5 protein-coding genes are annotated in these 3,692 nt (G+C 67.7%); 2 read left to right on the top strand and 3 right to left on the bottom strand.

What is annotated here, in order from left to right; all coding sequences use genetic code 11:
- Positions 1-250: 250 nt before the first annotated feature.
- Together ACWD1Z_RS36815 and ACWD1Z_RS36810 are read left to right on the top strand one after the other, a co-directional pair.
- On the top strand, positions 251-814 hold the full coding sequence (locus ACWD1Z_RS36815; protein ID WP_451125190.1) for an N-acetyltransferase family protein: 564 nt from the start codon (positions 251-253) through the stop codon (positions 812-814).
- Positions 815-906: 92 nt separating this feature from the next.
- On the top strand, positions 907-1,320 hold the full coding sequence (locus ACWD1Z_RS36810) for a VOC family protein (RefSeq protein ID WP_451125188.1): 414 nt from the start codon (positions 907-909) through the stop codon (positions 1,318-1,320).
- Positions 1,321-1,465: 145 nt separating this feature from the next.
- On the opposite strand, the gene ACWD1Z_RS36805 is transcribed toward ACWD1Z_RS36810, so the two are convergent.
- The 3 genes from ACWD1Z_RS36805 to ACWD1Z_RS36795 all read right to left on the bottom strand — a co-directional run.
- On the bottom strand, positions 1,466-2,449 hold the full coding sequence (locus ACWD1Z_RS36805) for a DUF5937 family protein (protein ID WP_451125186.1): 984 nt from the start codon (positions 2,447-2,449) through the stop codon (positions 1,466-1,468).
- A gap of 393 nt (positions 2,450-2,842) precedes the next feature.
- Positions 2,843-3,190 carry a hypothetical protein gene (locus tag ACWD1Z_RS36800; RefSeq protein ID WP_451125184.1) on the bottom strand — a complete coding sequence of 116 codons (348 nt, stop codon included), beginning with the start codon at positions 3,188-3,190 and terminating at the stop codon, positions 2,843-2,845.
- A 130-nt stretch (positions 3,191-3,320) separates the two neighbouring features.
- On the bottom strand, positions 3,321-3,692 hold a 372-nt coding region (locus ACWD1Z_RS36795), incomplete at its 5' end, for a GyrI-like domain-containing protein (RefSeq protein ID WP_451125182.1).

Here is a 3,692-nt window from a genome sequence, read left to right as displayed (position 1 = left end):
AGCGGGGAGATATCTGGCCGTACGTGGGGAAACCCTTGGCCATCAGTGGGGCGGTAAATGGCCGCCTATGGGGAGCTTGTCATGGCCGCCGTCAGGGCGCCGTACGAAGACCAAGCCGCCGCCTACGCCGACAGTCATCGGGCTGGCCAGGACCTCGCGCAGCCGACGAGGGTCAGTAACGGCTTGGCTGGAGCGAGAGAGGTCTCGGCTGGGCATTGGGCTGGCTAGGCTCTCGGACATGAATTCGGCCATGACCAGCGGTGTGACCAATGAGCCCGTGATCCTGGACGCCATGGAGCTGACTTCTGATCCGGAGCTGGAGGTTCGCTTTGCCCCCTCGGCCCACCAGATCCTGTCGGACCTGGTCAGTGGAGGTGCCGCGCTGGGCTGGGTCGAACCACCCTCGCGCGAGGAGGTGGCGGAACTTCTCGGCCACGTCGTCTCTGCGGCGCAGGCCGGGGACGCGGCCCTGCGGGTCGCTTACCTCGACCGCCGACTGGTCGGGTTGGGGTACTGGCTCCGCTACGCCCGACCGACCCATCGGCCACACGCCGATCTGGAGAAGATCGCGGTGGCCGCTGCTGCCCATGGTCGTGGTGTCGGCCGGGCGCTGACCGCCGCCTTGATCGCTGACGCCCGGGAGGCGGGTATCGAGGTCCTCACCCTGGACGCCCGTGGCGACAACACCAATGCCCTGCACCTCTACCGGTCACTGGGCTTCACCGAATACGGCCGTCTGCCCGGCTTCGTCGCCGTCGGCGAACACCGCTACGACAAGGTCTTCTGCATGCTGGACTGCCGCCAACAAGGCTGACCACTGCCACGCGGCGCGGCCCGGCGGCGACCTGAGCCGGCTGACCTGGGCTTGCCCTTCCGACTCATTTGATCTTGTGCCAAGATCGCGGAATGCTACGACTTACCGACTTCATCATCGACTGCCCGGACACGATGAAGCTGGCAGCCTTCTACTCCGAAGTGACGGGGCTCCCGGTCAAGGAGGGCAGTAACGAGCACTGGGCCGGTATCCAGTTCGGCGGGATCGAACTGGCCTTCATCCAGGTGGAGGACTACCGCGCCCCGCGGTGGCCCGACAGCGAGCACCCCAAGCAGTTCCACCTCGACTTCGAAGTCGACGACATCGAGGCCGAACAGCGCCGCGTCCTGGCCCTCGGCGCGACCCTGCAGCGGGACTGCGTCGGCCCCGACGGCTACGGCTTCCGCGTCTACACCGACCCCATCGGCCACCCCTTCTGCCTCTGCCGCAACAAGGGTGTCATCTGGACCGATCAGGGCCCGACCTGGCCCAAGCACGACCAGTAGACCGTATTCGAAGCAGGCGGAGCCATTCACTGATGGCGGTGCAGGCGATCTCGCGCCGCCGCAGGTACGCGCGGATTCGGTCGGCAGGAACGGCCGGACGAGTCTCTAACCGCAAGGGTGTTGGACCCGGCGGGACGCCACCATGTCAGCCGCGGGCTTCTTCCAGCAGACCTGCCGCATGTGCGGTCCGCTGGTACAACACGTAGCGCCCGTCTCTGACCTTGGTGACGAGGCGGGCGCGGTGCAGTGCACCGAGGTGGTAGGAGACGGTGCCCGGTGTGCATCCGAGCCGGGCGGCGAGTTCCGTGGTGGACCGGGGGGTTTCGAGGTCCGCCAGCAAGGCCGCTCGGGTGTTGCCGACCACTTGCGCGATCCTTCCGGACCTGCGGCCCCTGCCGGCTCCGATCCGCTGGGCGGGGTAGTAGAGGACGCACTGTCCGGGGGTGTCGACCTGGATGATGACGTCGGGCCAGTTGAGCACGCTGGGGGCGAGGACCAGGTCCCGGCCGGTGACATCTATTTCGCCATCCCACGACTTGGCGAGGGTGATCGCGTCGCCTGCCCAATCCATGTCGGGGTGAAGTGTTCCGAGCGCCCGGCCGACGCCATGGGTGGCGATGGCCGTCGCGCGGTGGGCGATGTCCTGATCGAGGATCGAGCGTAGTTCGGGCCAGCCCTCGGCGAGGGCATCCCGCCAGAACCGGGCGAGACCGTTGGCGAGATGTCGCTGCATCCGCCCCGACTCGGCGATGCGGCGGGTCGTGGCCAGCAGCGGCCTGTTCCAGTGGGTCCGGGTGTAGGTGAAGACCTGGGTTTCGAGGTCGTCCTGCCCTGCGGCCTCGATCTGCGCGATCTGCTCGTCGAGCAGGTCACGACGCTGCGCGTCCGTCCCTGGCTGAGGGGTGAGCAGGTCAGGTGTGTAGGTGTCGCCGTTTCGCGGCAACAGGTCTGCGAGCAGGGCAACGTCCGGATGGGCAAGTGACGCGCGGGCGAGTGGTCCGGGATCTCCGAACACCGGGTGCCGTCCCGACGCGGCAGTGAGTCTTAACCACGCCATGGACTCGGACGCGGGGGAAGGGGCTAACCGCGTCCTGGCCATGGTGTCGGCGTCTACACGCAGAGTGAGCACCGCGCCGACGGTAGCAGTCGTCGCGATGGATTTGAACGGGCTCGAATGCGGTGAGACTGAAGGACACCTCGAAGGTGAAGAGCCGCACGAGGACGGTCGGCGCGGCCGGCGTGCGAGTTACGTGAACGGGTGTCGGTTCGTTAGGCGTCATCACTGCCGTTCTCGCCCTGAGTCTGGCAACCGCCAGCCCCGCCGCAGCTGCGGATGCCGGCACCTGGCGTGCTTACGGCAACACGAATCCGATTACCTCCAGCTCCGCCACGTGGGCGTGTGCCGGCAGCAAGACGGTCGCCACCTCTGTACTCGCGCAGGTCTGTGCGATCAGGTCGTCAGGCGGAGGCACAGTGCACGGGGGATGAGGTCGGCGGCGATCCGGGCCCGCTCGCAGGACGGTCAGGCAGGTGTGGGCGGCCATGGCAAGTGCCTGTTCGATGTCGGGCCCGCCGCACGCCGCGACCGCGAAGGCGCCGAACACCTTGGCGAAAGCGGCCGGGCCACGGAACTCCACGGGCCGAAGACTCGGCCGTCCAGCAGCGGTACCCGCACCACCCGGTCGAACCGGGTCCATTTCGCCACCGGTTGGTCGTCCGCCGTTGACCGGCCCTCCAGCCACAGCCGCGCCACGTGCAGCAGGTTCACCTTCTCCATGGGCAACCGCTTGCGCCGTAACCGCAGTTCACGTGCCGTCAGCTCGACGCGCCGGTTCTTCGGGTACCAGACGACACCGATCCCGAACGGCACCCAGAGCAGAATTCCGATCAGCGGCCAGAATCCGCTGCCCTGCCGGTACAGGACCCCGTCGAAGGGGTTCGGCGTGCTGCTGCGGCGTCAATCGGAACGTCCTGCCTCTACCAGGCGCGGCAGACATGCCTCACCCTGGTTCGACGGGAAGCCACAGCTCGCAGGTCGCCGTGCTGAAATCGTCCGCTCGGTCGAGGATCGCGACGGCTGAGGGCCCCGGCCGCAGCCGCCACGGGTTGGAGGGGAACCATTCCGTCGCGGTCGCCGCCCACGTCGTCTGCAGGGCCTGCGGATGCGGACCGCTGATACGGAAGACCGCCCACATGCCCGCTGCAACCTCGATGGCGTCGAGTCCGTCCGGGACGGGCGTGTCCCGGCTGAGGGCGACTCCGTGCAGGTAGGTCAGTTCGGTGTCCTCCCTGCCGTCGGGATCGACGTCGTCGCTGACCTGCAGCAAACCCGCGGGTTCGGTATCGCTGAGGGACTTGAGTCGCAGGTGCTC

This window comes from Streptomyces sp. NPDC002784, from assembly GCF_053592135.1.
This window is presented reverse-complemented; position numbering and strand designations above follow the sequence as displayed.

What these genes read in the sequence shown, in the direction of transcription:
- ACWD1Z_RS36815 (WP_451125190.1), top strand. Translation starts at nt 251, where the DNA reads ATGACCAGCGGTGTGACCAATGAGCCCGTGATCCTGGACGCCATGGAG.
- ACWD1Z_RS36810 (WP_451125188.1), top strand. Translation starts at nt 907, where the DNA reads ATGCTACGACTTACCGACTTCATCATCGACTGCCCGGACACGATGAAG.